This window comes from Streptomyces glomeratus (assembly GCF_021462825.1).
GTDB classification, from domain to species: domain Bacteria; phylum Actinomycetota; class Actinomycetes; order Streptomycetales; family Streptomycetaceae; genus Streptomyces; species Streptomyces glomeratus.
On sequence record NZ_JAKEEB010000036.1, the window covers coordinates 53,364 to 79,392 of the forward strand.

Here is a 26,029-nt window from a genome sequence, read left to right on the forward strand (position 1 = left end):
CCGCCCGCGCCGACGGGCGAGAGCGCCCTGCCGGGCGCCGGAAACGGAACCGTAGCCTCACCCGATGGCCGCCCCCCGCGCCGCAGCCGCGCCGGAACTCCGGCATATCCTGATGCCCAGTGGCCGTCGGCTGACGAAGGAGTCCGAAGGTGCCGTCGATGCTCGATGCGGTCGTGGTGGGGGCCGGGCCCAACGGACTGACGGCTGCCGTGGAGCTGGCCCGCCGGGGCTTCTCCGTGGCCGTCTTCGAGGCCCGCGACACCATCGGGGGCGGCGCCCGCACCGAGGAGCTGACGCTGCCCGGTTTCCGGCACGACCCGTGCTCCGCCGCACATCCCCTCGGCATCAACTCGCCCGCGTTCAGAGCACTGCCCCTGGAGCGGTACGGCCTCGAATGGCTGCACGCAGACCTGCCCATGGCGCACCCCTTTCCCGACGGCACGGCCGCGGTGCTGTCCCGCTCCGTGGCCGAGACGGCCGCCTCGTTCGGCCCCCGGGACGCGGGCGCCTACCGCCGGCTGGTCCAGCCCTTCCTGAGGCACTGGGACACGCTGGCCCGGGACTTCATGTCCCTGCCGCTCACCGCCCTCCCACGCGACCCGGTCACCCTGGCCCGCTTCGGCCTCGTCGGCCTGCCGCCCTCGACGTGGCTGATGCGCCGCTTCCGCGACGAGCGGGCCAAGACCCTGTTCGCCGGGCTCGTCGCACATGTGATCGCTCCGCTGGACGGCTTCGCCACCGGCGCGATCGGCCTGGTCTTCGCGCTGGCCGCGCACGCCCGCGGCTGGCCCGTGGCCCGCGGCGGCTCCCAGTCCGTCTCCGACGCGCTGGCCGCGTATCTGAAGGACCTGGGCGGCACCGTCCACACCGACTACGAGGTCAAGCGCCTGGACGACCTCCCGCCGGCCCGCGCCTATGTCTTCGACACCTCGCCCACCGCCCTGGCCCGTATCGCGGGCCTCGGGCGGTACTACGACAAGTACCGCTACGGCCCCGGCGTCTTCAAGATCGACTACGCGCTGGACGGCCCGGTGCCGTGGACCGCGCGGGAGCCGCGCGTCGCCGGCACCGTACAGATCGGGGCGGACAGCGCGGAGATCGGCACCGCCCTGCGCGCCGCGTCCCGGGAGGGCCGCGCCCCCGAACGGCCGTTCCTCATCAGTGTCCAGCCCAGCGTCGCGGATCCCGGCCGCGCCCCGGCCGGCAAACACGTCTTCTGGGTGTACGGCCATGTGCCTCATGCCTGGCGCGGGGACCTCACCGACGCCATCGAGCGCCAACTGGAGCGCTACGCCCCGGGCTTCCGCGACCGCGTACTCGCCCGTGCCACCGCGGGACCGCCCGAACTGGCCGCCCGCAACGCCAACTACATCGGCGGCGACATCGCCTCCGGCGCGACCTGCGGACTCCAGCTGCTGCTGCGCCCGAAACCGTCCCTGTTCCCGTACCGCACCCCGCACCCGGCGGTGTTCATCTGCTCGTCGGCCACCCCGCCGGGTCCCGGCGTGCACGGCATGTCCGGCCACAACGCGGCGAAGGCCGTATGGCGGAGGCTGAGGCAGTCATGACCACCCTCACGCTGGTACAGGGTGACATCACCCGGCAGAGCGTCGACGCCATCGTCAACGCGGCCAACTCCTCGCTGCTGGGCGGAGGAGGCGTGGACGGCGCGATCCACCGGCGCGGCGGACCGGCGATCCTCGAGGAGTGCCGCGGACTGCGCGCCTCCCGGTACGGCAGGGGCCTGCCCACGGGCCAGGCGGTGGCCACCACGGCGGGTGAACTGGACGCGCGCTGGGTGATCCACACGGTCGGACCCGTGTACTCCGCGACACAGGACCGCTCGGATCAACTGGCCTCCTGCTACCGGGAATCGTTGCGCGTCGCCGACGAACTCGGCGCCCGTACCGTCGCGTTCCCCGCGATCTCCACCGGCGTCTACCGGTGGCCGATGGAGGACGCCGCCCGCATCGCGGTGGAGACGGTGCGCGCCACGGACACGGCGGTCGAGGAGATCAGGTTCGTCCTCTTCGACGAGCGGGCCTACACGGCGTTCGCCGCACAAGCCGGCTGACGGCGCAGACACCCTCGGTCGGCGGGGCGGGGAGAACGGCAGGCAGGCCCAGGTCCATGTCGGAATTCCGCCAGCCCCGGACGCCGCCCGTGACCGATGCTGAAGTCATGCGGAACGGAATGCACACCGACAGGGAGCGCTGTGTGCGCGCGGTCCAGTCCAAGGACGCGCGCTTCGACGGCTGGTTCTTCACGGCGGTCCTGACCACGCGGATCTACTGCCGTCCCAGCTGTCCGGCGGTACCGCCGAAGCCGGAGAACATGACGTTCCACCCCAGCGCGGCCTCCTGCCAGCAGGCCGGGTTCCGCGCCTGCAAGCGGTGCCGCCCGGACACCAGCCCCGGCTCGCCCGAGTGGAACCAGCGTGCCGACCTCGTCGCCCGCGCCATGCGGCTCATCGCCGACGGAGTCGTCGACCGGGAGGGGGTCCCCGGCCTCGCCGCCCGTCTCGGCTACAGCACCCGCCAGATCGAGCGCCAGGTCCTCGCCGAGCTGGGCGCCGGGCCCCTCGCGCTCGCCCGGGCCCAGCGCGCCCAGACCGCCCGGCTGCTCATCGAGACGACCGCACTGCCGATGGCCGACATCGCGTTCGCGGCCGGCTTCTCCTCGATCCGCACCTTCAACGACACCGTCCGCGAGGTCTTCGCGCTCTCCCCGAGCGAGCTGCGCGGCCGCCGCCCGAAGAACACGGTGACCGTTCCCGGCGTCCTGAGCCTCAGGCTGCCGTTCCGGGCCCCGCTCAACCCCGACAACCTCTTCGGCCACCTCGCGGCGACCGCCGTCCCGGGCGTGGAGGAGTGGCGGGACGGCGCCTACCGGCGCACCCTCGGGCTGCCCTACGGCCATGGGATCGTGGCGCTCACCCCCCGGCCCGACCACATCGCATGCCGGCTCACCCTGAGCGACCTGCGCGACCTGCCCGTCGCCATCAGCCGCTGCCGTCGCATGCTCGACCTGGACGCCGACCCGGTCGCGATCGACGACCAGCTGCGCACGGATCCGGTGCTGGCCCCCCTCGTCGACAAGGCGCCCGGCCGCCGGGTCCCGCGGACCGTCGACGAGGCGGAGTTCGCCCTCCGCGCCGTCCTGGGCCAGCAGGTCTCCACCGCCGCGGCCCGCACCCACGCGGCCCGCCTGGTCACCGCGCACGGCGAGGCGGTGAAGGACCCCGAGGGCGGCCTCACCCACCTCTTCCCGGCCCCCGAGGCGCTGGCGGCGCTCGACCCCGAGTCGCTGGCGATGCCCCGCACACGCCGTACGACCTTCACCACCCTGGTACGCCAACTCGCCGACGGAACGCTCCACCTGGGCGCCGAGAGCGACTGGGAGGACAGCCGCGCCCGGCTCCTCGCCCTGCCCGGTTTCGGCCCCTGGACGGTGGATGTGATCGCGATGCGCGCCCTCGGCGACCCGGACGCGTTCCTGCCGACCGACCTCGGCATCCGCCGTGCCGCGCGGGAGCTGGGACTGCCGTCCACCCCGGCCGCGCTCACGGCCCGCGCGGTGGCCTGGCGGCCCTGGCGGGCGTATGCGGTCCAGTACCTGTGGGCGACGGACAGCCACCCGATCAACTTCCTTCCCGTCTGAGGACATCCGTTCCAGAACATCCGTCCGAGAACATCCGTCCGAGGACATCCAGCTGAGGACATCCGGTGAAACAGCACACTGTCATCGACAGCCCCTACGGCCCGCTCACCCTCGTCGCCGACGACGGGATGCTGTGCGGCCTGTACATGGCCGGCCAGCGCCACCGCCCGCCGGAGGAGACCTTCGGCGAGCGTGACGCGAGCCCCTTCGGTGAGGCCATGGACCAGCTGACGGCCTACTTCGCGGGCGAGTTGCGGGAGTTCACCCTCGAACTGCGCCTGCACGGCACACCGTTCCAGCGCGGCGTATGGGACCGGCTCCGCCGCATCCCCTACGGTGAGACCCGCTCGTACGGCGAACTGGCCGCCGCCCTGGGCAACCCGGGCGCCTCCCGCGCGGTCGGCCTCGCCAACGGCCGGAACCCCGTCGGCATCATCGTCCCCTGCCACCGCGTCATCGGAGCGGGCGGCGGTCTGACCGGCTACGGCGGCGGACTGGACCGCAAGCGCCGGTTGCTGGACTTCGAGCGGGGAACAGCGTTGTTCTTCTAGTCCTGGCGCAGCCCCGAGCAGCCCCCAGCAGCTTCGGCGGCGCCGTGCCGGCGGGCTCCCGTACGGTCTCGTCGGCGCGGTCGTCGTATGGGGTCGGTTCGGCGTTCATGATGGTCAGCCGGGCCCCGTGGTCGGCCGCCAGGCCCGCGAGCCCGGCGGCGGGCTGCACCTGGAGGCTGCTGCCGACTGCGAGGAACACCGTGCACGCCTTGGTGATGGCGACGGCCTCGGCCAGCACCGCCGGGTCGAGCCGCTCGCCGAACATCACCGTCGCCGACTTGAGGATCCCGCCGCACTCCAGGCACGGCGGATCGTCCTCGCCCGCCTCGACGCGGGCGAGCGCGTCCTCCATCGGCCCGCGGGCGTGGCACTTGGTGCACACGACGCTACGTGCGGTGCCGTGCAGTTCGAGGACCTTGCGGGCGGGCATCCCGGCGAGCTGGTGCAGTCCGTCCACATTCTGCGTGATCACCCGGACGGGGACCCCGGATCGCTCCAGTTCGGCCACGGCCTGGTGCGCGGCGTTCGGTTCGGCCGTCAAGGTCCGGTTCCTGCGCCGCATCTGCCAGGACTGCCGCCGGATCTCCGGGTCGCCCATGTAGTACTCGTAGGTCACGAGCTTCTGCGCCTCCGGGTCCCGCCGCCACAGCCCGCCCGGTCCGCGGTAGTCGGGGATCCCGGAATCGCAAGGCATCGGTGGATGTAACACAAGCTTCCTGCGTCTGAGACCTGAAGGAGTGGGCACGCTCAGCCGGTGGAGTACGACCTTCGCCCCCGGCGTCAGCCGAAACCACTTAACTCGACCACACTCAACTCGGGACAGTCGCGCCCTCTACCGAACCCGGAGCGGTTCACTTCGGTCGCCCAGTCCGCACTCTGCGGGGTGCCGTGGGACCGCGGGAATGAGCTGTCATGGCCTTCCGTATGGTCACGGGCGGCTGCATCCAAGGTTGACCATAGGGCTACCTGAATCGACCATGACAATAGCGGGCCCCCGTAGCAGCCCCGTTGCACGTTTGGAAGATCGCCTGTCACTACGGGATATGAGTGAGCTTGAGGAACAGCGAGAACGAGAGAACGCTCAAGGCGTCTGTCGCCAATCGAGGCATGCGCATGCCATCTCTTGTTTCAACGCTACTGCTGTAACGATCACTGCCGTGTACACGACTACTGGATCGTTGGCGGCTACAGGAATCGCAGCCGGCCTCTCCGTTGCCCTTGTCTGGATCGCGCAGCGGGATTCGTAGAGTGGCAAGAGCGTTGGTCGGAGGGGGAGGCGATTTGCACGCAGATGATGCTTGTGAAGCCTTCATGCGCGGGGAGTACGCAGTGCTGGTCCGGCATGTGGTGACTTTGGGATTTGAGAGGCAGCTTGCCAAGGACGCGGTTCAGGAGACCATGGTCGATCTCTTCAGGCAGTGGTCGGAAGTGAGGGACCCCAGAGCATGGGTTCGCACAACTGCAGCACGTCATGCAAAACGCCTGAAAGATCGGGAAGCGCGGCAGCGGGCACTCGACACTGAGGCGTTCATACGGACATCTTCAACGCTTCCTGGTCCGGAGGTCGGAATGGCCGCAAAGGAAGAGCTGTTCATCGTCTTGAAGGCCCTTCAGGAACTTCCGGAGCAGCAGCGTTCAGTCATGGCGTGGCACTTCGATGGATACAAGCCATCTGAAATTGCCCACCATCTGGGTGTTTCTGCGGTAACGGTGCGGTCGAACTTGCGGCATGCTCGTGAACGCCTCAAACCGCTCTGGCACGAGACAGGCGCTGAGGGGGGCGGTGAAAAATGAATTACGAGGAAGAGTTCGATATTTGGACGGAAAGTGTGGCCAGTCAGTTGGCCTCCGGGCTGTCCGAGGCGGCTGAGGCAGCTGAGGGAATTCGACAAGCTCGCTCGCGGGCAGCATCGGCAGACTCGCCGACTTCTGAAGGTACTGAGCAGCGGAACCCGATGGATCTAAGCTGGGCCGGGCAGATGGAACGGGGAACCCGGAGGCGCGCTCTCTCAGCGTGGGGAACGGTTGACACGACGTCTCGTTGCCGTCTTGCCACCTCCGATGAACCGCCCGACGGGCACTTGAACGGCCCTGCCGCCGAATCCCACAACCACTTCGTCGACTACGATGAACTGCCCGAGGGGTCCTTCTACGACCCCGACGCCGAGTACGAGCCTGATCCGGAGTACGCGGCCACGCTCGCGCCCGACGCGGCCCGCCAGCGCCGTGAGCGCATCGGTCCGACCGGGCGTTTGCTGCCGTACTTCCGGATCCCGGGCCCGCTGGTCGATCACGGCCCCGCGACGATCATCGCGATGTGCAACCAGAAGGGCGGCGTCGGCAAGACGACGTCGACCATCAACCTGGGTGCCGCGCTCGCGGAGTACGGCCGGCGCGTACTGCTGGTGGACTTCGACCCGCAGGGCGCGCTGTCGGTCGGTCTCGGCGTCAACCCGACGGAGCTGGACTTCACGGTCTACAACCTGTTCATGGAGCGGGGCATGTCCGCGGACGAGGTCGTGCTAAAGACGGCGGTCCCCAACATGGACCTGCTGCCGTCCAACATCGACCTGTCCGTCGCCGAGGTCCAGCTGGTCTCCGAGGCTGCCCGCGAGTCGGCCCTGCAACGAGCTCTGATGCCGCTGATGTCCGACTACGACTACATCCTGATCGACTGTCAGCCCTCGCTTGGCCTGCTCACCCTGAACGCCCTGACGGCCGCGCACAAGGTGATCGTGCCGCTGGAGTGCGAGTTCTTCGCCCTGCGTGGTGTGGCCCTGCTGGCCGAGACGATCGAGAAGGTCCAAGAGCGGCTCAACCCCGAGCTGGAACTGGACGGCATCCTGGCCACGAGGTACGACTCGCGCACGGTCCACAGCCGTGAGGTGCTGGCCCGTGTGGTCGAGGCGTTCGACGACCACGTCTACCACACGGTGATCGGGCGTACGGTCCGCTTCCCGGAGGCCACGGTCGCCGGTGAGCCGATCACGACGTACGCCTCCAGCTCCGTCGGTGCCGCCGCCTACCGCCAGCTCGCCAGGGAGGTGCTCGCTAGAGATATCAGGAATTCGTGACGGGCCATACGAACTCGTCACACGGTTAGGGGCGGGCCTTCGTGAGGTGTCTTGAGTAGATAAGTCCTGAGGCCACGGAGACGAGGGTGTGATAAAGGTGCAGGCGCCTTTCCCAGCGGACGGCCAAGAGCTTGAAGTGGTGCAGAGGCGACAAGGGACGATGTAGCGGAGCTAGCCCAGGTCCTCGATCGTTCGGAGTGCGCCTGCGGAGGATCACCGCTAGGACGCGGCGTCTGTGCAACTCGTGCCGCTGGCTGCTGTCATAGCCCTTGTTGCCCGGAAGCGCGTCGGAATGCCTGCGTGGGCGGCCCGGCTCTGGCGACGGGCGGAATCCCTGTGTCTGGCGAGGCCCCCCGAGGCAGGTCTACTGATCACGCCCGGTATGCAACGTGCTCAAGAGATCGGGCAGCGCAGCGCCGATAGGGGTCCGTATGACGTCGTCGGCGCGGTCGTCGTACGGGGTCGGTTCGGCGTTCACGATGATCAGCCGGGCGCCCCGGTCGGCGGCGATGCCGACGAGGCCTGCGGCGGGTTGGACCTGGAGGCTGGTTCCCACGGCGATGAAGAGCTGGCAGGCCTTGGTGATGGCGATGGCCTCGGCCAGTACCCGAGGGTCGAGGCGTTCGCCGAACATCACCGTCGCCGACTTCAGGATCCCGCCGCACTCCAGGCACGGCGGGTCGTCCTCGCCAGCCTCGACCCGGGCGAGGGCGTCCTCCATGGGTCCGCGCGCGTGACACCTCGTACAGACGACACTGCGGGCGGTGCCGTGCAGCTCCAGCACCTTGCGGGCGGGCATGCCGGCGAGCTGGTGTAGCCCGTCCACGTTCTGCGTGATCACCCGGACCGGCACCCCGGACCGCTCCAGCTCGGCCACGGCACGGTGTGCGGCGTTCGGCTCGGCCTTCAGCGTCCGGTTGCCGCGCCGCATCTGCCAGGACCGCCGCCGGATCTCCGGATCGCCCATGTAGTACTCGTACGTCACGAGCTTCTCGGCCTCCGGGTCCCGCCGCCACAACCCGTTGGGCCCGCGATAATCAGGGATCCCCGAATCGGTGGAGATACCTGCGCCACTGAGAATGGCTACAAGAGGCCTGTTCATGAGCCGAGAGTAGGACGTCCGGCTGCTCGGGGCGAACGGATTCAGGGCGGGCGTTTCGCCCGTAGGTTCCGCCGGATACTAAGGCGCGCGCCGATAGCAGTCGCTGCCCGCAGGCGGGAGGCCCCCCTTCGACTACGGCATCAGCCCGCAGATGGATACTTGGGTACAAGTAGGCCCGACCGGCAAGAAGTTGCTGCCTTTGACGGTCAAGAACGCTGGTCCGACGTGGGCTTCGAGTGGTCACGAGCACTGAGGTGAGCGAGGCACTCGATCGGGTGGTTGAGGTGCTGGCGGGGGTGAGTGAGGAGGAGGGGCAGCTGCGCTGGCTGCGGTCGGCGCTTCGGTCCCTCGCCCGTCGGCGCGGCCGGGGCCCTCTCGGACGCCGTTGTCGGGCCCTGGAAGTACCCCGTACATCGTTTCCGAGGTGGAGTGGGTCTGAGGGGCCTGCCCGGCTTGCGTGACTGCTCGACCCCGAGCCTCTTTTCCTGATGGGAGAGGGCTCGTAGGAGGGCTGGGTCGGGTCTTGCGTTGTCGGGGCGGTGTGGGTTCGGAGTGGCTAGCCTGGTTGTGCCGCAGCGGGGACCGGTGTGGGGTGGTGTGCGGCAGGTACGGGGGGTCTTCATGCATCCGACGGACGGCACTGTCCATGCCCTGGCGGAGGCCGGTATGGATGAGGTGTTCTTCAGCTATCCCAGAGCGGATCGCGCCGCGGTTCTGCCGCTGGTGGAGGCGCTCAGGGAGGCAGGGGTGGGCGTCTTCCTGGACGAGTCGGGGATCGACGAGTTCGAGGGCATCACCGACAGGATCCGCGCGGCGCTGGCAGGGGCGCGGCTGTTCGTGGCCTACTGCTCGGCCACCTATCCCACTCGTCCGGCTTGTCAGTGGGAGTTGCTGACTGCGTTCCGTGCGGCTACCGCGCTGGGGCGAGCGAGCGAGCGCATCCTGGTCATCAATCCGGAGCCTGTTGCGGATCACATCCAGCCGGTGCAATTACGCGACGCCCGGTACTGCGTCACTGCCGAGCCGGCCTCTACGGCGCGTCTGGTCGAGCGGGTCGTGGCACGTGCTGGGATGTCTCCGGGATGTCTCGGGGATGCGATCGAGTCGGAAAGGCCGGTGTGGCGGCCGCTGGAACATCTGGGTTCGGAACGGTTCGTCGGCCGGGTGAACGAGTTCTGGCAGTTGCATCATGCACTGCACGCGTTCGAGTACCCGGCGACACAGGACGGGGCGTCGGCCGGCCAGGCCGTCGTCATAGGTTTGGGTGGAGTGGGCAAGACGCTGCTGGTCGAGCAGTACGCCCGCCGCTTCGCCTCCTTCTATCCGGGCGGGATCTACTGGTTCACCTCGGCCGCCAGCCACAGCCCTGACGCGCCGAACCCTGACAGTGGGCAAGCGGATGTGCGGGCGCAGCACTACCAGCAGGTTGCGGCGGCCCTCGCGCTCGACGCCACCGCATACGATCCGGCGCAGGTACGGGAGGCCGCCCGCCAGCACATCCACACGGTGGGCGCGCCGTGCCTGTGGATCGTCGACGACGTTCCCGGTGAGCTTCCTCCCGACGTGGTGCGGGAGCTGGCGGCGCCGCATCCGCTGGGCCGCACGGTCATGACCACACGCTGGCGCGGTTACCAGCTGCCCGTCATCGACGTCGATGTACTGCATCCGGATGAGGCCTACCGCCTGCTCACCACCGCCCGCATCCCAAACGATCCGGCCGAAAGGACAGCCGCGCGGACTTTGGTGCGGCGCTTGGGCAGTCACGCCCTGGCCGTCGACCTGGCCCGCGGCTGCCTGGCCGACCAGCCGGGCCTGACCTACACCGAGCTCCACAGTCAACTTGATGACACCCGGCACGGCGACGCCTTCCAGGATCTGGTCGACGACCTGTACATGCAGGTGCCCACCGACCACACCAGCGACATCGCCGCCACCTTCGCCCGCAGTCTGCGCCACCTCGACGACCACGCCTTGACGCTGGTGCGGATCGCTGCCCTCCTCGCTCCCGCCCCGCTGCCCGAACGCCTCCTCACCAGCATCAGCAGCAATCTGAGCCAGGAGGATGACCAGAGCACCCAGCGCGCGGACCGACGTGCCCTGTCCGCCGCCCAGCGGCGCTCCCTCATCCGCCAGACGGGCACCGAGCCCCCGAGCTGGTTCGTGCACGCCCTGGTCAGCCGCACCCTCATTCTGGACCCCGAAGCAGCGCATCTGAGGCCTACGCTGCGCCGAGCGGCTCTTGCGGCCACCACGCGCCTCATGCAGGCCGTCTACACCCCCGGCCGACTTGACCTGGCCGACGTCATGCCCCACGCGCGCGCCCTCGTCGAAGAGCTCGACACCGGCGAAAGCCTCGACCTGCTGGACAGCGTGGCCCGCTACGACTACGAGAGCGGACAACCCGCCGGCGCCGTACACCATTACCAACGCCTGACCGAGGCACGCACGACCCGGCTGGGCGAAGACCACCCCGACACCCTGGCCTCCCGCAACAACCTCGCCGGCGCCTACCGAGCGGCGGGGGACCTGGGCCGGGCCATCCCCCTGTACGAACAGACCCTCACCGACAGCCGACGGGTGCTGGGCGAGGACCACCCCGCCACCCTGATCTCCCGCAACAACCTCGCCAGCGCCTACGAGTCGGCGGGAGACCTGGCCCGGGCCATCCCCTTGTACGAACAGAACCTCACCGACCGGAAACGGGTGCTGGGCGAGGGGCACCCCGACACCCTGATCTCCCGCAACAACCTCGCCGGCGGCTACCGAGCGGCGGGGGACCTGGGCCGGGCTATCCCCCTGTACGAACAGACCCTCACCGACAGCCGACGGGTGCTGGGCGAGGACCACCCCGCCACCCTGACCTCCCGCAACAACCTCGCCGGCGCCTACGAGTCGGCGAGGGACCTGGGCCGGGCCATCCCCCTGCACGAACAGAACCTCACCGACCGGAAACGGGTGCTGGGCGAGGACCACCCCGACACCCTGATCTCCCGCAACAACCTCGCCAGCGCCTACGAGTCGGCGGGAGACCTGGCCCGGGCCATCCCCTTGTACGAACAGAATCTCACCGACCGGAAGCGGGTGCTGGGCGAGGACCACCCCGCCACCCTGACCTCCCGCAACAACCTCGCCTACGCCTACCAGTCGGCGGGGGACCTGGGCCGGGCTATCCCCCTGTACGAACAGAACCTCACCGACAGCCAACGGGTGCTGGGCGAGGACCACCCCGCCACCCTGACCTCCCGCAACAACCTCGCCGGCGCCTACGAGTCGGCGGGGGACCTGGGCCGGGCTATCCCCCTGTACGAACAGAATCTCACCGACAGCCAACGGGTGCTGGGCAACAACCACCCCGACACCCTGGCCTCCCGCAACAACCTCGCCGGCGCCTACGAGTCGGCGGGGGACCTGGGCCGGGCTATCCCCCTGTACGAACAGAACCTCACCGACAGCCAACGGGTGCTGGGCGAGGACCACCCCGACACCCTGGCCTCCCGCAACAACCTCGCCAACGCCTACCACTTCGCGGGAGACCTGACCCGGGCCATCCCCTTGTACGAACAGAACCTCACCGACCGGAAACGGGTACTGGGCGGCGACCACTTTGGAACCCTGGTTGCGCGGAACAACCTCGCCTATGTCCGCCTTGCCGCCGACGCCAAACAGCAGTCAGCCATCGCCACCATCACCGCCCGGCCGCGTCCCCCAGAGAAACAGCTGCCCCCCCATCCTCACACTGGTACGGACTAGCAGGGTGCGCTTGTGGTCCGCGCTCTGCACCACAAACGCACCAGATCGAGCGGGGAGCAGCGGGGAACCACGGGGAAAGCAGCCGAGCCCCACAGGGACACTCCTCGGCCGTTCGCCCAGTTCAGCGCCCGAACGGGACCCAAATGATCTCAGCTTCCCAAGCTGAGAGCTCGGGCACCGTCGTCACGGTTCGGTCGTCGCCGCTTGCTCTGGGGCGCCGGCAGCGTGGTTGAGGCCGGTGGGGCGCAGCCCTGTCCGCTTCCAGTGCAGCCGTGCCCATGCCGATGGCTTCTTCGATCTCACTGGTGCGGGCAGCGGCGACGCCGAGGGTGAGGCGGGCCTCGGCGGCTCGCATGGGGGAGATCTCGGTTCCGTTGGGGCCGGTGCTGATGCGGATCACTGATCGGGCGTGGGCGGCGGCGCGCTCGTCATCTCCGAGGAGACGGTAGGCGTCCATCTCGTAGAAGTCCCATGTGCTTGCGGCGGACTCGTCGGGCCGTGTCAGCACTTGACTTGTTGGCAACGGTCACAGGAGGCGTGCGACGATCCGGCCGTTGTCGGTGAGGAGGTCCAGCGTGCTCGTGATGTCGATGATCGGTCGGCGGAAGTTCTCCACGACCTCGATGGCGTCTTCAAGGTGCCGGTTACCGCGCGTCAGGCGGTCGATGTCGTAGACGATCAGGCCGTCCAAGCGCTGACCATCTGGCGTCGTCCCGCGCTTCAGGTCCTCTAACGCCCCCTCGAACACAGGGCGGATCACGCGATAGGCGACTGTCCCGTCCGGCTGGCGGACGCGCTTGCGCTTCCATGCCGAGGTGTCGGGTTCCTCGTATGTGTAGACATACCGGCCTCCGCGACTCTCGACGAACCGGCGGGCGTCCTTCTCCTGCTCCTCCCGGCTCCCGATGTCACGGCCCGTGGCCGGACGCCATCTGGGCCATTGCCGGCGGGGTGGTCCGGCGTCCTGCCTGGAGCTCAGGCGGATAACTCGTTGGCATCCGGCTCGAGGGACAGCCGGACCAACCCTCCCCAGTTCTGCCCCTCTAAGTCACCCCAGTGCGCTCGCTGTACCAGGTCGTCGGTCATGGCGTGAGGTTACTTCCGCCCATGCTCTGTTCGGTGGAGATACCGGCGCCGCTGAGGATGGCGACAAGGGGCCTGTTCATGGGGCGAGGGTAGGACGCCTGCCCGGGCCGGGGCCAACGGATATCGGGGCACGCCCGTCTCCTGCGGATCGCTCGGTGTCGGCGTCCGGCGCAGGCGGCAGCGGAACGTGCGGGATTCGCCGGGAAATCGCTGCCGCCTGGTGGCTTTTCGAGGGTCTGCTCCCAAGGTGACGCAGTCACAGGAACTGTCGAATTCGAGACCCGTTAGAAAGCATTCACACTGTCAATGAGGAGACCCTTGTTCGCCTCGTTGACGTAAATTTCGATGCGAATGGTCTTGCTCGCTGCCGGATTGGGGAAATCGAGAGTGGACGTCACAAGAGTCCACTCGTTCCCCGCGATGAACGGAGCGGGCATGGCTCGGTCGGGATCCGTGTCGAGTTGCCATATGGCGAGTGTCCCCGAGACGGGGCCGTCGAGACCGGCGCGGACCCAGGCAAATGCCGAGATGCTCGTCAGTCCCTGAGGCGTGACGACATCCTGCCCGACGGAGCCGCTCGGAACCGAGGACCGCAGCGTCAGGAAGACGCTTCCGGATTTGGCACTGACCCCGTGCACGGGGTCGAAGTCGAGGGTAGTGGCGTTCGCCAGATTAATGCGCGCCCAGTGATCGTCCTTGCCCTCGAAGCTCGGATTTATAAGAAAAGACACTTCCACCTCCCCTGTCGGTATATCGGGTGGGAAAAGTATCGCGGCCCACATCCCCTGGCAAGGCCTGCGGAGAGCGTATTCGGGATTGTCCTGCCCCTCACGAACCACATTTCCCCGATTCGCCACCTCGACCCCCCAGGTTTTCAGTGGAAACAACAGACCGAGTAAATGTCTCAGGCTTCCGGGGTCAGGCTGCCGAGCGAACCAGGTGCGGTCTGCCGGCCGTGGTCACTCCCCGCCTGGCGCGGCACCACCCGTTCACCCGGCGCGGTGGCCGTTCTCCAGCTCCACCGTCCCGGCGCCCTCCGCCAGCACGTCGAGCGCGGCCAGCACACGGCGGCCCAGGGCGCCCGGCAGATACTCGACGAGCTGCTCCCGGGGCACGAGCCGCCACGACAGCAGTTCCTCCTCCTGCAACCGGATCGCCTTGAGGTCCTCCTCGCCGAGGACCCCACCGTCGTACAGATACGCCACCAGCGGCGGCCGCGCCGTACCGTGCACCCAGTCCACCGCGAGCAGCCGTCCGAGCTCGACGTCGAGCCCGATCTCCTCCGCGGTCTCCCGCCGGGCGCCCTGCCGCGGGGTCTCCCCGGTGTCCGACTCGACGGTGCCACCGGGCAGCGCCCATCCCTCGCGGTAGTTGGGTTCGACGAGCAGGACGCGGCCCTCCGCGTCACGGAAGAGCGCGGCGGCACCGGCGAGGACGCGGGGCAGGGACGCGATGTAGGCGGCGAAATCCGGAGTGGTCATCCACGAAGGGTAACCAGCCCCCGGCCCGGCCTCCACGCCCGCTGTGGTCCCGGCTCACAGCGCTGAGGGGTTTCGTTCGGGCGAAACCCCCTAGGCGTCACCCGCGGCCTCCGCGAGCCGCAGTGTGCGCTCGGCGAGCTCGGTGATGCGGATGCCGTCGAAGCCGAAGACGGCGCTGCGGACCCTGTCCTGAAGGGGATCCGTCCAGTGCGCGGGGATCGCCCGAGCCCCGGTCATGACGCCCGCGACGGAGCCCGCGGTGGCGCCGTTGGAGTCGGTGTCCAGGCCCCCGCGAACGGTCAGCGCGATGGTCCGGGTGAAGTCGCCGTCGCCGTACAGGAGCCCGGCGGTGAGGACCGCGGCGTTGGGGACCGTGTGGATCCAGCCCAGCCCGGCCGTCTCCACGGAGACCGTGTCGAGTGTCTCCTCCCAGCTCAGCCGGGTCTCGTGCAGCAAGATCACCCGGCGCACGGTGCGGGCGAGCCGGCTGCTCGCGGGGATCACCGCCAGCGCCGTGTCCAGGGCGTCCCGGACGGTGGGCGCGGTGAACGCGGCCGAGACCAGCGCGGCCGCCCACATCGCCCCGTAGACCCCGTTCCCGGTGTGGGAGAGCACCGCGTCCCGGCGGGCCAGCGCGGCGGCACCGGGTGGGTCGCCGGGGCGGGTCCAGCCGTGGACGTCGGCGCGGATCAGGGCACCGATCCACTCCTGGTAGGGGTTGTCGAACGTGGCCGTCAGCGGGGGCTTGAGGCCGTTCGCCAGGTTGCGGTACGCGGCCCGCTCCGCCGTGAAGGTCTGCAGGTACGGCAGCCGCAGCAGCCACAGGTCGCCGACCTGCTCGGTGCTGAAGCCGAAACCGTGCCTCTCCAGCAGGTCGAGGCCGAGGATCGCGTAGTCGATGTCGTCGTCGCGGCAGCTGCCGTGGATCCGGCCGCGTACGCACTGGCGCCACTCGGGCCGCAGATCCAGGGCCTCGCTCTCGTCGGCGGGCTCCGGCAGGTAGTCGGTGAGCGGCAGGGCCCCGGCCCGCCGCAGATAGCGGTCGATACGGTCCCGGGTCCACACCTCGCCCCGCTCGACCGGCTTGCCGAGCATGTTGCCCGCGATCCGGCCCAGCCAGCCGCCGAGGATGCGGTCGGGGAGCTCGGTGCCCACAGGGGTCATGCAGGGACGTCTACCCGTTTCCGCGAGGGTTGCGCGACGGCCGGCGTCTCTGCCCTGCGGGAGGGACATGACGGCCGGGTCGCGCTGCGGTTAGGGTCGCAGCGGCGCGACTGCCTTGACGTGCGCAAGGCTCGGAGAGCAAGGGGAGTGCAGGTGGCAGACGCTGCAGTGAACGACACCCGGGAGGCACGGCCGGCCGGGACGGAACGGCCCGCACGGCGGGTGCTCGTCGCCGCGGACAAGTTCAAGGGGTCGCTGACCGCCGTACAGGTCGCGGAGCGGGTGACGGCGGGGCTGCGCCGTGTCGTGCCGGGGCTCGAGGTCGAGGCGCTGCCCGTGGCCGACGGGGGCGACGGGACGGTGGACGCCGCGGTCGCGGCCGGGTTCGAACGGCGCGAGGTACGGGTGGCCGGTCCCCTCGGCCACGAGGTGACGGCGGCGTTCGCGCTGCGTGGCGAGACCGCGGTCGTGGAGATGGCGGAGGCGAGCGGGCTGCAGCGGCTGCCGGCGGGGGTCTTCGCACCGCTGACGGCGTCCACGTACGGCTCAGGGGAGCTGCTGCGGGCGGCGCTGGACGCCGGGGCGCGGTCGATCGTGTTCGGGGTCGGCGGGAGCGCGACGACGGACGGGGGCGCGGGGATGCTGTCCGCGCTCGGGGCGCGGTTCCTGGACGCCGAGGGGGAGCCGGTGCCGCCGGGCGGCGGAGGGCTGGCGGGCCTGGCCGGCGCCGACCTGTCGGGCCTGGACGCCCGCCTCGCCTCAGTGGATCTGGTGCTCGCGAGCGATGTCGACAACCCGCTGACCGGGCCGACGGGCGCCCCGGCCGTGTACGGGCCGCAGAAGGGCGCCTCGCCGGACGACGTGGAGACGCTGGACGCGGCGCTCGCCCATTACGCGAGGGTGCTGGAGGAGGCGATCGGCTCCCGCGCGGCGGAGCTGGCGGAGTCGGCGGGCGCGGGCGCGGCGGGCGGTATCGGGTACGGGGCACTGATCCTCGGGGCGCGCTTCCGCCCCGGCATCGAGATCATGCTGGACGTCCTGGGCTTCGCACCGGCGCTGGAGCGGGCCTCCCTGGTGATCACGGGGGAGGGCTCGCTGGACGCGCAGACCCTGCACGGCAAGGCCCCGGCGGGGGTGGCCGCGGCCGCGCGGGCGGCGGGCAGGGAGGTGGTCGCGGTGTGCGGCCGGCTCGCCCTGCCCGAGGAGGCCCTGGAGAAGGCGGGCATCGGCCGGGCCTACCCGCTGACGGAGCTGGAACCGGACGTGGGCCGCTGCCTCGCCGACGCCGGGTCGCTCCTGGAACGAGTGGCGGAGCGAATCGCCCGAAACCACCTCGCCTGAGCCCGCCCCTCTCGATCCCGCCACCGAACGGCAAAGGCCGAGGAGAGCGCGGGCCCGGGCGCGGGTCTCGGTTCGGGCTGGTCTTCCGGCGCGGCGATGGCGTCGGGTGCGTGACGGGTCACGGGGTGGGCGTGCCTCGGACCATAGGCACCCGTGAGGGTAGGCCCCGGCGTGCAGCGGGGGCGGGTGTCGCAGACGTGAGGGCAGGCCCCGGCGTAGAGCGGGCCGGGCTTCGGGGGACGGGTGTCGGGCCCGGTGCAGGCCGGTCTCCCGGCGCGGCGTCGGGCTCGGGGATCGGTCGCTGCGGCGCGCCCGGGACTGTCCGCATCCAGGCGGGCGGCGCCTGGTGCGACGTACCGGCGACGGCTCGGGGCATGTGGCGGGCCACGGGGCCCGACGCCGGGTCTCAGGTACACGGAGGATGGCGTACGGGCACGTGGTGGGCCACAGGCTCGTGCGCCGGGCCGGCCTTACGGGCATGGGCAGGCCCCGGCGCCCGGGCTCAGGCACGGGCGAAGAGTCCTCCGAACGTCCGCGGACACACGCGAAGGGCCCCGAACCGACCGGTTCGGGGCCCTTCGCGTGCGTAGGTCCGCTACGGCAGCTGTGCGGCGCGCGCCTCGCGGCGGTTGTCGCGGAAGTTGTTCACCCGGCGCGCCGTGGCGAACAGCGGAATCACCGCGCCCATGACCAGCTGCAGCGCACAGCCCGTCTGGAGGAGCAGCTGGCCGCTGGGGGCGTCGAAGGCCCAGGCCGCCAGGAGTCCCATCGACAGGACGATCCAGGCCAGCATCGCCCCGGCGAGTCGGCCTCGCGGCTTCGGGTACTCCACCCGGCTCACCATCAGCCACGCGGTGCCGAGGATCGCCAGCAGGGTGGCGAAGAACGGCAGCTCCAGCAGCACGATCGAAACCACCGTCAGCGCGCCGAACGGCGAGGGCATGCCCTGGAACATGCCGTCCTTCATCGTCACGCAGGAGAATCTCGCGAGCCTGAGCACCACCGCGAGCAGCACCACGATCGCCCCGAGCGCGGCCACCCGCTGGTGTGCATCGTCCGCCACCATCCCGTAGACCAGGACGAAGTACGCCGGGGCCAGACCGAAGCTGATCAGGTCCGAGAGGTTGTCCAGCTCGGCGCCCATGGGCGAGGAGCGGAGCTTGCGGGCGACCAGGCCGTCGCACAGGTCGAAGACCGCCGCGCACAGCATGAGGATGACGGCCGTGGCGGCGCTGTGCCGGGCCATGCCCGCCGACTCGTCGTTGCCGGTGAGGTGCGGGATCAGGATGCCGGTGGTGGTGAAGTACACCGCCATGAAGCCGCACGTGGCGTTGCCGAGGGTGAGGGTGTCCGCTATCGAGAGGCGGAGCGAGAGGGGCATCTCCTCCTCGTCGTCCACATCGTCGGCCTCCGGCACCCAGCCGGCCTTGGTATCAGGATCAATCACGGTCAAGGCGAGTCACCCCAGCCACGGTCTTCTGGCCGACCTCGACCGCGACCTCCACACCCTCCGGCAGGTAGAGGTCGACACGCGAGCCGAAGCGGATCAGACCGATGCGGTCGCCCTGCTCGACCTTCGTGCCCTGCGGGATGTAGGGGACGATGCGACGGGCCACCGCGCCGGCGATCTGGATCATCTCGATGTCGCCGAGTTCGGTGTCGAAATGCCAGACTACGCGCTCGTTGTTCTCGCTCTCCTTGTTGAAAGCGGGAACAAAGCCGCCCGGGATGTGCTCGACCGATGTGACCGTGCCGGCCAGCGGCGCACGGTTCACATGGACGTTCAGCGGGCTCATGAAGATCGCGACGCGGGTGCGGCCGTCCTTCCACGGCATGATGCTCTGCACCACACCGTCGGCGGGCGAGATGACCCGGCCCTGGGCGATCTCACGCTCGGGGTCGCGGAAGAACCACAGCATGCCCGCCGCGAGCGCGGTGGCGGGCACGGCCACGGCCTTGGCGGCGCCGGAGCGGCGCGCCCGGGCCAGGCTGAGTGCTGCGGTGGCAACGGTCGGGAGAAGCCACGGCGATGCTCCGCGCGCGAGACGTACGCTGACAAGGCTGTCGCGTGGTGCAGAGGTTTGGCTGTGGGGCATGGATGACCTTCGTAGCGGATGATGCCGCGCTTCGACGGGGGACGGCGGCTTTCCGGCGATCGTACCGGGCGCGGGCCGCAACTCGGCAAGCCAGGAAGCCGAGTCGGCGGCCGAAGAACGCTGACGGGGTGTGATCTTCTTCGCGAAGAAAACACCCCGAAAACGGACAACTAGCCCTGGATTCGATACTCTTCGAGCAGTCGGCGGCCAATGATCATCTTCTGGATTTCGGCGGTACCCTCGCCGATCAGAAGCATCGGGGCCTCGCGGTAGAGGCGCTCGATCTCGTACTCCTTGGAGAAGCCGTAGCCGCCGTGGATCCGGAAGGCGTCCTCCACGACCTCCTTGCAGTACTCCGAGGCGAGGTACTTCGCCATGCCCGCCTCAAGGTCGTTTCGCTGGCCCGAGTCCTTTTTGCGGGCCGCGTTGACCATCATCGCATGGGCCGCCTCCACCTTGGTGGCCATCTCCGCGAGCTTGAACTGGATGGCCTGGTGCTGGGCGATCGGCTTGCCGAAGGTGTGCCGCTGCTGCGCGTAGGAGACGCCCAGCTCGAACGCACGCTGGGCGACACCGCAGCCACGGGCCGCGACGTTCACCCGGCCGACCTCGACTCCGTCCATCATTTGGTAAAACCCTCGGCCGGTGACCCCGCCGAGCACCCGGTCGGCCGGAATGCGCAGCCCGTCCATGATGAGCTCGGTGGTGTCGACACCCTTGTAGCCCATCTTGTCGATCTTCCCCGGAATGGTCAGGCCGGGACGGACCTCACCGAAGCCGGGCTCCTTCTCGACGAGGAAGGTCGTCATCGACTTGTGCGCCGGGGTGCCCTCGGGGTGTCCTTCGTCACTCCGGACGAGCACGGCCACGAGCGAGGACGTGCCGCCGTTCGTCAGCCACATCTTCTGGCCGGTCAGGACGTACTCGTCGCCGTCCTTGACCGCCTTGGACGTGATCGCCGACACATCCGAGCCGAGCGCGGGCTCGGACATCGAGAAGGCGCCGCGGATCTCGCCGAGGGCCATCCTCGGCAGGAAGTAGTCCTTCTGCTCCTGCGTGCCGTGCTGCTTCAGCATGTACGCCACGATGAAGTGCGTGTTGATGATGCCGGAGACCGACATCCAGCCGCGGGCGATCTCCTCCACGCACAGCGCGTAGGTGAGGAGCGACTCGCCCAGGCCCCCGTACTCCTCGGGGATCATCAGACCGAACAGGCCCAGCTCCTTGAGGCCGTCGACGATCTGCTGCGGGTACTCGTCGCGGTGCTCCAGCTCGGTCGCGACCGGGATGATCTCCTTGTCCACGAAGTCGCGGACCGTGGAGAGGATCTCCTGCTGGACGTCCGTGAGACCGTGGGTCTGGGCGAGACGGCTCATCTCTACTTCTCCTGCTGCTTCAGCTCCGGGCGGCCGGGCTGCTCGCCGCCGCGCTCCTTGATGTACGTCTCGGTGGGGACCATCACCTTGCGGCGGAACACGCACACCAGCGTGCCGTCCTGCTTGTAGCCCTTGGTCTCGACGTGGACGATGCCGCGGTCGTTCTTCGACTTCGACGGCCACTTGTCGAGCACGGTCGTCTCGCCGTAGATGGTGTCGCCGTGGAAGGTCGGCGCCACGTGCTTGAGCGACTCGATCTCCAGGTTGGCGATCGCCTTGCCCGAGATGTCCGGGACGGACATGCCGAGCAGCAGCGAGTAGACGTAGTTCCCGACGACGACGTTCCTGCCGAAGTCCGTCGTCTTCTCCGCATAGTTCGTGTCCATGTGGAGCGGGTGGTGGTTCATGGTCAGGAGACAGAACAGGTGGTCGTCGTACTCGGTGACCGTCTTGCCCGGCCAGTGCTTGTACGTCGCCCCGACCTCGAACTCCTCGTAGGTCCGTCCGAACTGCATGGCCCTCACGCCTCCGGGATCTCGAACGTGCTGGTGCGCTGCATGCCGGCGGCACGGCCCTTGCCCGCGATGACCAGCGCCATCTTGCGGCTCGCCTCGTCGATCATCTCGTCTCCGAGCATCGCGGAGCCCTTCTTGCCGCCGGCCTCGGACGTGTAGTAGTCGTACGCGTCCAGGATGAGCTCGGCGTGGTCGTAGTCCTCCTGGGAGGGCGAGAAGATCTCGTTGGACGCCTCGACCTGGCCCGGGTGGAGCACCCACTTGCCGTCGAAGCCGAGGGCGGCGGCACGCTTGGCGACCTCGCGGTAGCCCTCGACGTTGCGGATCTGGAGGTAGGGGCCGTCGATCGCCTGGAGGTTGTTGGCGCGGGCGGCCATCAGGATCTTCATCAGGATGTAGTGGTAGGCGTCCGCCGGGTAGCCCGGCGGCTGCTCGCCCACGACCAGCGACTTCATGTTGATGGACGCCATGAAGTCGGCGGGGCCGAAGATGATGGTCTCGATGCGGGGGGACGCCTGGGCGATCTCGTTGACGTTGTTGAGGCCCTGGGCGTTCTCGATCTGCGCCTCGATGCCGATGCGGCCGACCTCGAAGCCCATGGTCTTCTCGATCTGGGTCAGCAGGAGGTCGAGCGCGACGACCTGCTGGGCGTTCTGCACCTTCGGCAGCATGATGCAGTCGAGGTTGGGACCCGCGCCCTCGACCACCGTCACGACGTCGCGGTACGTCCACTCGGTCGTCCAGTCGTTCACCCGTACGACCCTCGTCTTGCCCGTCCAGTCACCCTCGTTGAGGAACTTGACGATGGTGTGCCGCGCCTCGGGCTTGGCGAGCGGCGCGCACGCGTCCTCCAGGTCCAGGAAGACCTGGTCGGCGGGGAGGCCCTGCGCCTTCTCCAGGAAGCGGGGGTTGCTTCCGGGCACGGCGAGGCAGGAACGCCGCGGACGGAGACGGTTGACGGTCATGCGGGGACCTCCAGGGGGTCGAGCTTGTTCGCTGTGCGGATCTCGTCGACGATACGACCGATGATCCCGGTGATGTCGAAGTCCTTCGGGGTGAAGACCGCGGCCACTCCCGCGGCCCTGAGCTGTTCGGCGTCGCCGTTCGGGATGATCCCACCGGCGATCACCGGGATGTCGGCCGCGCCGGCCTGGCGCAGCCGCTCCAGCACGTCCGGCACCAGCTGCGCGTGCGAGCCGGAGAGGATCGACAGCCCGACCGCGTGCACGTCTTCCGCGAGAGCAGCGTCCACTATCTGCTCCGGGGTCAGCCGGATGCCCTGGTAGACCACCTCGAACCCGGCGTCACGGGCCCGCACGGCGATCTGCTCGGCGCCGTTGGAGTGCCCGTCCAGGCCCGGCTTGCCCACCAGGAAGCGGAGCTTGCCGACACCGAGGTCCCGGGCCGTCAGATCCACCTTGCGGCGCACCTGGGCCATCGCCGTGCCCTCCTCGGCGGTCACCGCGACCGGCGCCGACGACACGCCGGTCGGCGCGCGGAACTCGCCGAACACCTCGCGCAGGGCCCCGGCCCACTCACCGGTCGTGACGCCGGCGCGGGCGCAGTCCAGGGTGGCCTCCATGAGGTTGCCGGTGCCCTTGGCCACCTCCTTCAGCCGCTCCAGCGCCTTGCAGGGGCGCGGGTGGTTGAACGGCGGCTGGTAGCGGGTGTCGCGCCATTCCTGGAGCGAGGCGATGACGCGGGCCTCGACCGCCGGGTCGACCGTCTGGATCGCGGTGTCCAGATCGGCCGTGAGCGGGTTCGGCTCGGTCGTCTCGAAGATGTTGACGCCGACGATCTTCTCCTGGCCGGACTCGATCCGGGCCCGGCGCTCCGCATGCGAGGCCACGAGCTGCGACTTGAGGTAGCCCGACTCGACGGCGGCCATGGCGCCGCCCATCTCCTGGATCCGCTCGATCTCCGCGAACGATTCCTCGACCAGCTCGTTCACCTTGGCCTCGACGACTTTGGAGCCCTCGAAGATGTCGTCGTACTCCAGCAGGTCGCTCTCGTGCGCCAGAACCTGCTGGATGCGCAGCGACCACTGCTGGTCCCACGGCCGGGGCAGGCCCAGCGCCTCGTTCCAGGCGGGCAGCTGCACGGCACGCGCGCGTGCGTCCTTGGAGAGCGTCACGGCCAGCATCTCCAGCACGATGCGCTGGACGTTGTTCTCCGGCTGCGCCTCGGTCAGTCCCAGGGAGTTGACCTGGACGCCGTAGCGGAAGCGGCGGTGCTTGGGGTCCTCGATGCCGTACCGCTCACGCGTGATCCGGTCCCAGATGCGGCCGAAGGCCCGCATCTTGCACATCTCCTCGATGAAGCGGACGCCCGCGTTCACGAAGAAGGAGATCCGGCCGACGACATCGCCCATGCGCTCCTGCGGCACCTGGCCGCTGTCGCGCACCGCGTCGAGGACGGCGATCGCCGTGGACATCGCGTACGCGATCTCCTGCACCGGTGTGGCGCCCGCCTCCTGCAGGTGGTAGCTGCAGATGTTGATGGGGTTCCACTTCGGGATGTGGGAGACCGTGTACGCGATCATGTCCGTCGTCAGCCGGAGCGAGGGCCCCGGCGGGAACACATGGGTGCCCCGCGACAGGTACTCCTTGACGATGTCGTTCTGGGTCGTGCCCTGGAGCTTGGTGATGTCCGCGCCCTGCTCCTCCGCGACGACCTGATAGAGCGCCAGCAGCCACATGGCCGTGGCGTTGATGGTCATCGAGGTGTTCATCTGCTCCAGGGGTATGTCCTGGAACAGCCGGCGCATGTCACCGAGGTGCGCGACCGGCACGCCGACCCGGCCGACCTCGCCGCGGGCGAGGACGTGGTCGGCGTCGTAGCCGGTCTGCGTCGGCAGGTCGAACGCCACCGACAGGCCGGTCTGGCCCTTGGCGAGGTTGCGCCGGTACAGCTCGTTGGACGCCTCGGCCGTGGAGTGACCGGCGTACGTGCGCATGAGCCACGGCCGGTCCTTCTGCCTCCGGGAATCGGAGGGCTGACGCTCTGTCATCTGTTACCTCCGCTGTCCTCAGACGTTCCGGAAGCGGTTGATGGCGTCGACGTGCTTGGCGCGCAGCTCGGCGTCGCGCACGCCCAGGCCTTCCTCGGGGGCCAGGCACAGGACGCCGACCTTGCCCTGGTGCAGGTTGCGGTGCACGTCGTACGCGGCCTGACCGGTCTCCTCCAGGGAGTACACCTTGGAGAGCGTCGGGTGGATCTTGCCCTTCGCGATGAGCCGGTTGGCCTCCCAGGCCTCGCGGTAGTTGGCGAAGTGCGAGCCGATGATCCGCTTCAGCGACATCCACAGGTAGCGGTTGTCGTACTCGTGCATGTAGCCCGAGGTCGAGGCGCAGGTCGTGATGGTGCCGCCCTTGCGGGTGACGTACACCGAGGCGCCGAAGGTCTCGCGGCCGGGGTGCTCGAAGACGATGTCGATGTCCTCGCCGCCGGTGAGCTCGCGGATGCGCTTGCCGAAGCGCTTCCACTCCTTCGGGTCCTGGGTCCGCTCGTCCTTCCAGAACTTGTAGCCTTCGGCGTTGCGGTCGATGATCGCCTCGGCGCCCATCGACCGGCAGATCTCCGCCTTCTGCGGCGAGGAGACGACGCAGATCGGGTTGGCGCCGCCCGCGAGCGCGAACTGGGTGGCGTAGGAGCCGAGGCCGCCGCTCGCGCCCCAGATCAGCACGTTGTCGCCCTGCTTCATCTGGGCGCCGTTGCGGGAGACCAGCTGCCGGTAGGCGGTGGAGTTGACCAGGCCGGGCGCGGCGGCCTCCTCCCAGCTGAGGTGGCCGGGCTTGGGCATGAGCTGGTTGGACTTCACCAGCGCGATCTCCGCGAGGCCGCCGAAGTTGGTCTCGAAGCCCCAGATCCGCTGCTCGGGGTCGAGCATCGTGTCGTTGTGGCCGTCGGAGGACTCCAGTTCGACCGAGAGGCAGTGCGCGACGACCTCGTCGCCCGGCTTCCAGGCGTTGACGCCGGGGCCGGTGCGCAGGACCACGCCGGCGAGGTCGGAACCGATGATGTGGTACGGCAGGTCGTGGCGCTTGGTGAGCTCGGAGAGCTTGCCGTAGCGCTCCAGGAAGCCGAAGGTCGACAGCGGCTCGAAGATCGAGGTCCACACCGAGTTGTAGTTGACCGAGGAGGCCATGACGGCCACGAGGGCCTCGCCCGGGCCGAGCTCGGGCAGCGGGACGTCGTCGACGTGCAGCGACTTGCGGGGGTCCTTGTCCCGGGTGGTGAGCCCGGCGAAGATCTCCGTCTCGTCCTTGTGCACGGTGACCGCGCGGTACGACTCGGGGAGCGGCAGAGCGGCGAAGTCGGCGGACGTGGCCGTCCCCGACTGGATCGCGTCCAGGATGTCCTTCACGGTGTTGCCTCCGGCGAAAGAGCGTCTTGAGGGAGAGACGCTGAGGGTCTACGTCGGTGTGCTGGTGAGAGGGGTTGCCGTCGGTTCGGCGGAGGTGGTGCTGTGGCAGCGCTTTGTGGCGCGGAGGGTGCCTGTGACGCAGGCGTCCGGGCGCGCTCGCCTGGGAGGCTTGCGGGGACAGCCGGCGTACGAAAGGTCTCTGCACGCCGGCCGCCCGGACGACTCCAACGTATGGCACGGCGTGTCACCCCGCAAGGCACTGGGTGCCAGAAAGTTCCCTCAGATGAAATCTTTACGTAACAGATGAGCGATGATCGATCAAAGCTACTGCCGGGTAGTGGAAACGGGAAGGGGCGGGGGGGGCGCCCCCGGGGGGGCCCCCCCCCCCCCCCCCCCCGGGGGCGGGGGGGGCGGGGGCGCGGGGGGGTGGTTTAAAAAAAAACCCGCCCCCCCCACCCGCAATTAAT

The 26,029-nt window shown here is 69.3% G+C and carries 22 protein-coding genes; 8 read left to right on the forward strand and 14 right to left on the reverse strand.

Features of this window, described 5'->3' with window-relative positions:
* The first annotated feature begins 158 nt into the window (after positions 1 to 158).
* The 4 genes from LZ604_RS29540 (at position 159) to LZ604_RS29555 (ending at position 4,211) form a co-directional block, all read left to right on the forward strand.
* Entirely contained in the window at positions 159 to 1,568 is a 1,410-nt protein-coding gene (locus LZ604_RS29540; RefSeq protein ID WP_234518837.1) for a phytoene desaturase family protein, read from the forward strand.
* A complete protein-coding gene (locus LZ604_RS29545) occupies positions 1,565 to 2,074 on the forward strand; it encodes an O-acetyl-ADP-ribose deacetylase (protein ID WP_234518838.1) in 510 nt (169 codons plus the stop codon). The genes LZ604_RS29540 and LZ604_RS29545 overlap by 4 nt, the downstream gene beginning before the upstream one ends.
* Before the next feature lie 107 nt (positions 2,075 to 2,181).
* Positions 2,182 to 3,660, forward strand: a complete 1,479-nt coding sequence (locus tag LZ604_RS29550) for an AlkA N-terminal domain-containing protein (protein ID WP_308283680.1) — start codon at positions 2,182 to 2,184, stop codon at positions 3,658 to 3,660.
* A gap of 65 nt (positions 3,661 to 3,725) precedes the next feature.
* Entirely contained in the window at positions 3,726 to 4,211 is a 486-nt protein-coding gene (locus tag LZ604_RS29555) for a methylated-DNA--[protein]-cysteine S-methyltransferase (protein WP_234518839.1), read from the forward strand.
* Here LZ604_RS29555 and LZ604_RS29560 read toward each other — a convergent pair.
* The gene (locus LZ604_RS29560) at positions 4,114 to 4,905 is read right to left on the reverse strand and encodes an SIR2 family NAD-dependent protein deacylase (RefSeq protein WP_234518840.1); all 792 of its coding nucleotides are present in this window, start codon (positions 4,903 to 4,905) and stop codon (positions 4,114 to 4,116) included. The two genes, LZ604_RS29555 and LZ604_RS29560, sit on opposite strands and share 98 nt — an antisense overlap.
* A 617-nt stretch (positions 4,906 to 5,522) precedes the next feature.
* On the opposite strand from LZ604_RS29560, the gene LZ604_RS29565 reads away from it, so the two are divergent.
* Entirely contained in the window at positions 5,523 to 6,005 is a 483-nt protein-coding gene (locus LZ604_RS29565; RefSeq protein ID WP_234518841.1) for an RNA polymerase sigma factor, read from the forward strand.
* A 185-nt stretch (positions 6,006 to 6,190) separates the two neighbouring features.
* Entirely contained in the window at positions 6,191 to 7,285 is a 1,095-nt protein-coding gene (locus tag LZ604_RS29570) for a ParA family protein (RefSeq protein WP_372482224.1), read from the forward strand.
* Between the two features lie 364 nt (positions 7,286 to 7,649).
* Here the strand turns inward: LZ604_RS29570 and LZ604_RS29575 are convergent, their stop codons facing one another.
* A complete protein-coding gene (locus tag LZ604_RS29575; RefSeq protein ID WP_234518845.1) occupies positions 7,650 to 8,387 on the reverse strand; it encodes an SIR2 family NAD-dependent protein deacylase in 738 nt (245 codons plus the stop codon).
* A 666-nt stretch (positions 8,388 to 9,053) separates the two neighbouring features.
* Between LZ604_RS29575 and LZ604_RS29580 the strand changes: the two genes are divergently transcribed.
* Entirely contained in the window at positions 9,054 to 12,137 is a 3,084-nt protein-coding gene (locus LZ604_RS29580) for a tetratricopeptide repeat protein (protein WP_234518846.1), read from the forward strand.
* 121 nt (positions 12,138 to 12,258) lie between these two features.
* On the opposite strand, the gene LZ604_RS29585 is transcribed toward LZ604_RS29580, so the two are convergent.
* The 5 genes from LZ604_RS29585 to LZ604_RS29605 all read right to left on the reverse strand — a co-directional run bounded on the left by LZ604_RS29585 (position 12,259) and on the right by LZ604_RS29605 (position 15,868).
* On the reverse strand, positions 12,259 to 12,594 hold the full coding sequence (locus tag LZ604_RS29585) for a hypothetical protein (protein WP_234518848.1): 336 nt from the start codon (positions 12,592 to 12,594) through the stop codon (positions 12,259 to 12,261).
* Positions 12,595 to 12,663: 69 nt separating this feature from the next.
* Positions 12,664 to 13,122, reverse strand: coding sequence for a recombinase family protein (locus tag LZ604_RS29590; RefSeq protein WP_308283682.1), 459 nt, complete (start codon positions 13,120 to 13,122; stop codon positions 12,664 to 12,666).
* 385 nt (positions 13,123 to 13,507) lie between these two features.
* Complete coding sequence (locus LZ604_RS29595) at positions 13,508 to 13,954, reverse strand: hypothetical protein (protein ID WP_234518850.1); 447 nt, start codon at positions 13,952 to 13,954, stop codon at positions 13,508 to 13,510.
* A gap of 258 nt (positions 13,955 to 14,212) precedes the next feature.
* Positions 14,213 to 14,704, reverse strand: a complete 492-nt coding sequence (locus tag LZ604_RS29600; protein ID WP_234518851.1) for an NUDIX domain-containing protein — start codon at positions 14,702 to 14,704, stop codon at positions 14,213 to 14,215.
* A gap of 90 nt (positions 14,705 to 14,794) precedes the next feature.
* On the reverse strand, positions 14,795 to 15,868 hold the full coding sequence (locus LZ604_RS29605) for an ADP-ribosylglycohydrolase family protein (RefSeq protein WP_234518853.1): 1,074 nt from the start codon (positions 15,866 to 15,868) through the stop codon (positions 14,795 to 14,797).
* 153 nt (positions 15,869 to 16,021) lie between these two features.
* Between LZ604_RS29605 and LZ604_RS29610 the strand changes: the two genes are divergently transcribed.
* On the forward strand, positions 16,022 to 17,209 hold the full coding sequence (locus LZ604_RS29610) for a glycerate kinase (RefSeq protein WP_372482225.1): 1,188 nt from the start codon (positions 16,022 to 16,024) through the stop codon (positions 17,207 to 17,209).
* 595 nt (positions 17,210 to 17,804) lie between these two features.
* On the opposite strand, the gene pssA is transcribed toward LZ604_RS29610, so the two are convergent.
* The 7 genes from pssA to ccrA all read right to left on the reverse strand — a co-directional run bounded on the left by pssA (position 17,805) and on the right by ccrA (position 25,562).
* Entirely contained in the window at positions 17,805 to 18,626 is an 822-nt protein-coding gene (pssA, locus tag LZ604_RS29615; RefSeq protein ID WP_234518872.1) for a CDP-diacylglycerol--serine O-phosphatidyltransferase, read from the reverse strand.
* A gap of 22 nt (positions 18,627 to 18,648) precedes the next feature.
* A complete protein-coding gene (locus tag LZ604_RS29620; protein ID WP_234518874.1) occupies positions 18,649 to 19,305 on the reverse strand; it encodes a phosphatidylserine decarboxylase in 657 nt (218 codons plus the stop codon).
* A gap of 170 nt (positions 19,306 to 19,475) precedes the next feature.
* Positions 19,476 to 20,681, reverse strand: a complete 1,206-nt coding sequence (locus LZ604_RS29625; protein ID WP_234518855.1) for an acyl-CoA dehydrogenase family protein — start codon at positions 20,679 to 20,681, stop codon at positions 19,476 to 19,478.
* A 2-nt stretch (positions 20,682 to 20,683) separates the two neighbouring features.
* Positions 20,684 to 21,196 (reverse strand): MaoC family dehydratase, encoded by a 513-nt coding sequence (locus tag LZ604_RS29630; RefSeq protein WP_234518857.1) that lies wholly within the window; start codon positions 21,194 to 21,196, stop codon positions 20,684 to 20,686.
* A 5-nt stretch (positions 21,197 to 21,201) separates the two neighbouring features.
* Positions 21,202 to 22,161 carry an HpcH/HpaI aldolase/citrate lyase family protein gene (locus LZ604_RS29635; protein ID WP_234518858.1) on the reverse strand — a complete coding sequence of 320 codons (960 nt, stop codon included), beginning with the start codon at positions 22,159 to 22,161 and terminating at the stop codon, positions 21,202 to 21,204.
* On the reverse strand, positions 22,158 to 24,206 hold the full coding sequence (locus tag LZ604_RS29640) for an ethylmalonyl-CoA mutase (RefSeq protein WP_234518860.1): 2,049 nt from the start codon (positions 24,204 to 24,206) through the stop codon (positions 22,158 to 22,160). The genes LZ604_RS29635 and LZ604_RS29640 overlap by 4 nt, the downstream gene beginning before the upstream one ends.
* 18 nt (positions 24,207 to 24,224) lie before the next feature.
* Positions 24,225 to 25,562: a crotonyl-CoA carboxylase/reductase gene (ccrA, locus tag LZ604_RS29645; RefSeq protein WP_234518862.1), complete on the reverse strand. Its 1,338-nt coding sequence runs from the start codon at positions 25,560 to 25,562 to the stop codon at positions 24,225 to 24,227.
* Between the last annotated feature and the right edge of the window lie 467 nt (positions 25,563 to 26,029).

Excerpts from the sequence above, each read along its gene's own strand:
- LZ604_RS29540 (WP_234518837.1), top strand. The coding sequence starts at position 159 with ATGCTCGATGCGGTCGTGGTGGGGGCCGGGCCCAACGGACTGACGGCT.
- LZ604_RS29545 (WP_234518838.1), top strand. The coding sequence starts at position 1,565 with ATGACCACCCTCACGCTGGTACAGGGTGACATCACCCGGCAGAGCGTC.
- LZ604_RS29550 (WP_308283680.1), top strand. The coding sequence starts at position 2,182 with ATGCGGAACGGAATGCACACCGACAGGGAGCGCTGTGTGCGCGCGGTC.
- LZ604_RS29560 (WP_234518840.1), bottom strand. The coding sequence starts at position 4,905 with ATGCCTTGCGATTCCGGGATCCCCGACTACCGCGGACCGGGCGGGCTG.
- LZ604_RS29565 (WP_234518841.1), top strand. The coding sequence starts at position 5,523 with ATGCGCGGGGAGTACGCAGTGCTGGTCCGGCATGTGGTGACTTTGGGA.
- LZ604_RS29570 (WP_372482224.1), top strand. The coding sequence starts at position 6,191 with ATGGAACGGGGAACCCGGAGGCGCGCTCTCTCAGCGTGGGGAACGGTT.
- LZ604_RS29575 (WP_234518845.1), bottom strand. The coding sequence starts at position 8,387 with ATGAACAGGCCTCTTGTAGCCATTCTCAGTGGCGCAGGTATCTCCACC.
- LZ604_RS29580 (WP_234518846.1), top strand. The coding sequence starts at position 9,054 with ATGGATGAGGTGTTCTTCAGCTATCCCAGAGCGGATCGCGCCGCGGTT.
- LZ604_RS29585 (WP_234518848.1), bottom strand. The coding sequence starts at position 12,594 with ATGGACGCCTACCGTCTCCTCGGAGATGACGAGCGCGCCGCCGCCCAC.
- LZ604_RS29600 (WP_234518851.1), bottom strand. The coding sequence starts at position 14,704 with ATGACCACTCCGGATTTCGCCGCCTACATCGCGTCCCTGCCCCGCGTC.
- LZ604_RS29605 (WP_234518853.1), bottom strand. The coding sequence starts at position 15,868 with ATGACCCCTGTGGGCACCGAGCTCCCCGACCGCATCCTCGGCGGCTGG.
- LZ604_RS29620 (WP_234518874.1), bottom strand. The coding sequence starts at position 19,305 with ATGCCCCACAGCCAAACCTCTGCACCACGCGACAGCCTTGTCAGCGTA.
- LZ604_RS29625 (WP_234518855.1), bottom strand. The coding sequence starts at position 20,681 with ATGAGCCGTCTCGCCCAGACCCACGGTCTCACGGACGTCCAGCAGGAG.
- LZ604_RS29630 (WP_234518857.1), bottom strand. The coding sequence starts at position 21,196 with ATGCAGTTCGGACGGACCTACGAGGAGTTCGAGGTCGGGGCGACGTAC.
- LZ604_RS29635 (WP_234518858.1), bottom strand. The coding sequence starts at position 22,161 with ATGACCGTCAACCGTCTCCGTCCGCGGCGTTCCTGCCTCGCCGTGCCC.
- LZ604_RS29640 (WP_234518860.1), bottom strand. The coding sequence starts at position 24,206 with ATGACAGAGCGTCAGCCCTCCGATTCCCGGAGGCAGAAGGACCGGCCG.